5 protein-coding genes are annotated in these 4,616 nt (G+C 72.7%); 4 read left to right on the plus strand and 1 reads right to left on the minus strand.

From position 1 onward, the window contains the following. The coding region (locus DKL51_RS01455) for an acyltransferase family protein (RefSeq protein ID WP_148097701.1) at nt 1-707 on the minus strand (707 nt) is incomplete at its 3' end. 159 nt (nt 708-866) lie between these two features. On the opposite strand from DKL51_RS01455, the gene DKL51_RS01460 reads away from it, so the two are divergent. The 4 genes from DKL51_RS01460 to dnaG all read left to right on the plus strand — a co-directional run. Then, entirely contained in the window at nt 867-1,841 is a 975-nt protein-coding gene (locus DKL51_RS01460) for an ABC transporter ATP-binding protein (protein WP_109942898.1), read from the plus strand. Continuing rightward, nucleotides 1,838-2,689 (plus strand): ABC transporter permease, encoded by an 852-nt coding sequence (locus DKL51_RS01465; protein ID WP_109942897.1) that lies wholly within the window; start codon nt 1,838-1,840, stop codon nt 2,687-2,689. The genes DKL51_RS01460 and DKL51_RS01465 overlap by 4 nt, the downstream gene beginning before the upstream one ends. A gap of 10 nt (nt 2,690-2,699) precedes the next feature. Next, the gene (locus DKL51_RS01470) at nt 2,700-2,951 is read left to right on the plus strand and encodes a helix-turn-helix transcriptional regulator (RefSeq protein ID WP_109942896.1); all 252 of its coding nucleotides are present in this window, start codon (nt 2,700-2,702) and stop codon (nt 2,949-2,951) included. Nucleotides 2,952-3,024: 73 nt separating this feature from the next. Then, the coding region (gene dnaG / locus DKL51_RS01475) for a DNA primase (protein ID WP_124811642.1) at nt 3,025-4,616 on the plus strand (1,592 nt) is incomplete at its 3' end.

Genomic DNA, 4,616 nt, shown 5'->3' on the forward strand with positions numbered 1-4,616 from the left:
GGTGTCTCGGGCTGGGCCGGCACCCGTCGCGCGAGGAGCACGGCGAGCGCGGCGCCGACCAGCAGGGCCACCGCCCGGGTGTCCGTGCCGTAGTAGACCCGGTCGACCGCGTCCGGGGCGAACAGCAGCGCCGCGGCCAGCGCCGAGCCCACGGCGCCGACGAGGATGACCAGCAGCGCGACACCGAGCCGGCGGCGGCGCGCTGCCCACGCCAGCAGCACGATCAGCAACAGCGGCCAGACCAGGTAGAACTGCTCCTCGATGCCGAGCGACCAGGTGTGCTGCAACGGGGACGGGCTGCCGGTGGCGGCGAAGTAGTCCCCGCCCCGGTTCGCCATCCGCCAGTTGGCGACGTAGCCGAGCGCGGCCAGCGCGTCCCAGCGCAGCGCGCCGAGCTCCGTGCCGGGCATCAGCTGCCGGGAGACCAGCAGCACCACGACGAGGACCAGCAGCAGCGCCGGGAGCAACCGGCGCACCCGCCGACCCCAGAAGGCGACCAGGTCGATCCGGCCGGCGTCCCGGTGCTCGGCGAGCAGCAGCGAGGTGATCAGGAACCCGGAGAGGACGAAGAAGGCGTCCACGCCGAGGAAGCCCCCGGGCAGGGCGGCGACCCCGCCGTGGAAGGCGAGCACCGCAGCGACCGCCAGCGCCCGGACCCCGTCCAACGCCGGCTGGTACGCGATCCGGGGTGTGGCCGTACGCGACATGGGCCCCTTGTCCCCCGTCGCCGCCGCGTCTACACCCTCGGCGCCCGGTGGAGGTCCACGGCGTCCGGGTCGGGCAACCGACGAGAGTGGGTGTACCCCAACCTGTAGTAGAGGTGCTACATTCCGAGGCAGTCATCCAACACACCTCGGGGGACGGCCATGACCGCGGTCGAACTACCGGGAGTCAGCCAGACTCCCCACCCGCCCGACGACGACTTCGTCCTCGACGTCCGCGACCTGCGCATGCGGTACGGCAGCGTCGACGTGCTGCACGGGGTCAGCTTCACCGCCCGGCGCGGTGAGGTGCTGGCCCTGCTCGGACCGAACGGCGCCGGCAAGACCACCACCATCGAGATCCTGGAAGGCTTCCGGATGCGCTCGGCCGGCGAGGTCAGCGTCCTCGGCGTCGACCCCGGCCGCGGCGACGAGCGGTGGCGGGCCCGGATGGGCGTCGTGCTCCAGTCCTGGCGCGACCACGGCAAGTGGCGGGTCCGGGACCTACTCACCCACCTCGGCACCTTCTACGCGCCGTACTCCACCGCGCGGATCCCCCGACCCTGGCCGGTGACCGACCTGCTCGACACGGTCGGTCTCACCGCCCACGCCGACAAGCGGGTCCATCAGCTCTCCGGCGGGCAACGCCGCCGGCTCGACGTGGCGATCGGCATTGTCGGCCGCCCGGAGCTGCTCTTCCTGGACGAGCCGACGGTCGGCTTCGACCCGGCCGCCCGGCGCGAGTTCCACGAGCTGGTGCACCGCCTCGCCGACCTGGACGAGACCACCATCCTGCTCACCACGCACGACCTGGACGAGGCCGAGAAGCTGGCCGACCGGATCCTCATCCTGGCCGGTGGCCGGATCATCGCCGACGGCTCGCCCGACGCGCTGGCCCGCCGGGTGGCCGGGGACGCCGAGATCCGGTGGAGCCGCGACGGGGAGCGGTTCGTGCACTCCGCCGCGGACGCCACCCGCTTCGTCCGCGACCTGCTCCGCGAGCACGGCGACAGCGTGCAGGAGCTGGAGGTCCGCCGGGCCAGCCTGGAGGACGCCTACATGGCGCTGGTGTACGAGCAGGAATCCGGAGCCCGGACCGGCGCCACGGCCCGGGTGTGGCAGCAGGGGAGTGACCGATGAACCCGACCAGCGTGGCCGTCCGCGCCGGCCTGCGGCGCGGCTGGATCGAGCTGCGCAACACCTTCACCAACTACCAGGACCTCTGGAACTACTTCTTCCCGACGTTCGTCCTGCTGGTGGCGATGTTCTTCATGCGCGGCTCGACCGTGCCGGGCACCACCTTCTCCCTCGGCGCCCGTACGCTGCCCAGCGCTCTCGGCATGGGGCTCGCCTTCGGCGGCATGCTGGTGCTGGCCTCCCAGCTCGTCGTCGACCGGGAGGACGGCACCCTGCTGCGGGCCAAGGCCACCCCGAACGGCATGCTCGGCTACCTGATCGGCAAGATCGTCCTGATGTCGGCGATGGCGCTGGTCAGCATGGCGCTCCAGCTGATCCCGGCGCTCTTCTTCCTCGACGGGCTCCGGGTGACCAGCGCCGCGGCCTGGTTCACGCTGGCCTGGGTGGCGGTGCTCGGCCTGATCGCCACCCTGCCGATGGGTGCGGTGTTCGGCTCTCTGATCGAGAACCCGCGGAACCTGGGCCTGGTCATGCTGCCGAACATGGGCCTGATCGCCCTCTCCGGCATCTTCTACCCGATCAACGGGTACCCGGGCTGGCTCCAGGCCGTCGCGCAGGCGTTCCCGATCTACTGGCTAGGGTTGGGCATGCGCTCGGCGCTGCTGCCGGACGGCATGGCCGCCGTGGAGCTCGGCGGGTCCTGGCGGCACCTGGAGATGTTCGGCGTGCTGGGGATCTGGGCCGTGCTCGGGCTGGTCCTGGCCCCGGTCGTGCTGCGCCGGATGGCCCGCCGGGAGTCCGGCTCACGGGTCGCCGCACGCCGGGAGCGCGCCATGCAGCGGGCGGTATGAGAGGCCGGCGATGAGTGAGACGGTGCACAACCGGATCGCCGTGCTGCGCGCCGAGCGCGGCATCTCCCGGCGGCAGCTCGCCGACGCGCTGGGCGTGCACTACCAGACGGTGGGCTACCTGGAACGCGGCGAATTCCGGCCGAGCCTGCACCTGGCGCTGCGGATCGCCGCGTACTTCGAGGTGCCGGTCGAGGTGGTCTTCTCCATCGAGCCGTTCCCCCGGATCGGGGACGCCACCACCGGCGCGGCCCGCCCGGCCTGACCGGGCGGCCCGCCGGTCGCGTCCGCCACACGCCCGTCCCCCGGACGCCGGATCGTCGGTCCGGCAGGGCAGGATGTACGCCGAGGAGGTGGCGGAGATGGCGGGGCGGATCCGGGACGAGGACATCGCGCTGGTCCGCGAGCGCACCTCGATCGCCGAGGTCATCTCCGACACGGTGACCCTCAAGTCGGCCGGCGGCGGCAACCTCAAGGGCCTCTGCCCGTTCCACGACGAGAAGAGCCCGTCGTTCAACGTCTCGCCCGCCCGTAACGTCTGGTACTGCTTCGGCTGCGGGGCCGGTGGCGACGCGATCAAGTTCCTGATGGACGCCGAGCACCTCAGCTTCGTCGAGTCGGTCGAGCGCCTCGCCGCCCGCGCCGGCATCCAGCTGCGGTACGTGGAGGGCGACCACGCCGCCCCGCGTACCCGCCCGCAGCAGGGGCAGAAGCAGCGCCTGGTCGCCGCGCACGCCGCCGCGGTGGACTTCTACCGGGCGCAGCTCACCACGGCCGGCGCCCGGCCGGCCCGGGAGTTCCTCGCCCAACGGGGCTTCGACCGGGCCGCCGCCGAGCGGTACGGCTGCGGCTTCGCCCCGGACGCCTGGGACCTGCTCACCAAGCACCTGCGCCAGCAGGGCTTCACCCACGACGAGCTGGTCACCGCCGGGCTGTCCCGCCCGTCCCGCTCGGGCACGCTGATCGACCGGTTCCGCCGCCGGCTGATGTGGCCGATCCGGGACCTCACCGGTGACGTGATCGGGTTCGGCGCCCGCAAGCTCTTCGACGACGACGACGGCCCGAAGTACCTGAACACCCCCGAGACGCCGATCTACAAGAAGTCCCACGTCCTGTACGGCATCGACCAGGCCAAGCGGGAGATCGCCAAGCAGGGCAAGGTGGTCGTGGTCGAGGGCTACACCGATGTGATGGCCTGCCACCTGGCCGGGGTGCCGACCGCGGTGGCGACCTGTGGCACCGCGTTCGGGTCGGACCACATCGGGGTGCTGCGCCGGCTCCTGCTGGACACCGACGCGGTGGCCGGCGAGATCATCTTCACCTTCGACGGGGACGCCGCCGGCCAGAAGGCCGCGCTGCGCGCCTTCGAGGACGACCAGCGCTTCGTCGGGCGCACCTTCATCGCGGTCAGCCCCGACAACATGGACCCGTGCGAGCTCCGCCTGGCCAAGGGCGACCTGGCCGTTCGCGACCTGGTCGCCCGCCGCGAGCCGCTGGTGGACTTCGCGCTCCGCCACGTGATCAACCGGTACGACCTGGACACGGTCGACGGCCGGGTGGAGGCGATGCGCCGGGCCGCCCCGCTCGTCGCCAAGATCAAGGACCGGGAGAAGCGCCCGGAGTACGTCCGCAAGCTCGCCGGTGACCTCGGCATGGAGATCGAGCCGGTGCAGCGGGCGGTGCTGACCGCAGCCCACGGCCAGCCGGGCGGGGAGATCCGCGCCCCGGCCCGCCCGGCGCAGGCCGCCCCGGCAGTGGACAGCCCGCAGTCGATGGTCGAGCGGGAGGCGCTGAAGCTCGCCCTCCAGGAGCCCGTACTGGCCGGTCCGATGTTCGACGCGGTGGAGGCCGGCGACTACCGCCACCCCGTGCACGTGGCGGTGCGGGCGGCCATCGCGGCGGCCGGCGCGGGCGCGATGGCCGCCCGCCG

This window comes from Micromonospora globispora (genome assembly GCF_003857015.1).
GTDB classification, from domain to species: domain Bacteria; phylum Actinomycetota; class Actinomycetes; order Mycobacteriales; family Micromonosporaceae; genus Micromonospora; species Micromonospora globispora.

What these genes read in the sequence shown, in the direction of transcription:
- DKL51_RS01465 (WP_109942897.1), top strand. Translation starts at nt 1,838, where the DNA reads ATGAACCCGACCAGCGTGGCCGTCCGCGCCGGCCTGCGGCGCGGCTGG.
- DKL51_RS01470 (WP_109942896.1), top strand. Translation starts at nt 2,700, where the DNA reads ATGAGTGAGACGGTGCACAACCGGATCGCCGTGCTGCGCGCCGAGCGC.
- DKL51_RS01460 (WP_109942898.1), top strand. Translation starts at nt 867, where the DNA reads ATGACCGCGGTCGAACTACCGGGAGTCAGCCAGACTCCCCACCCGCCC.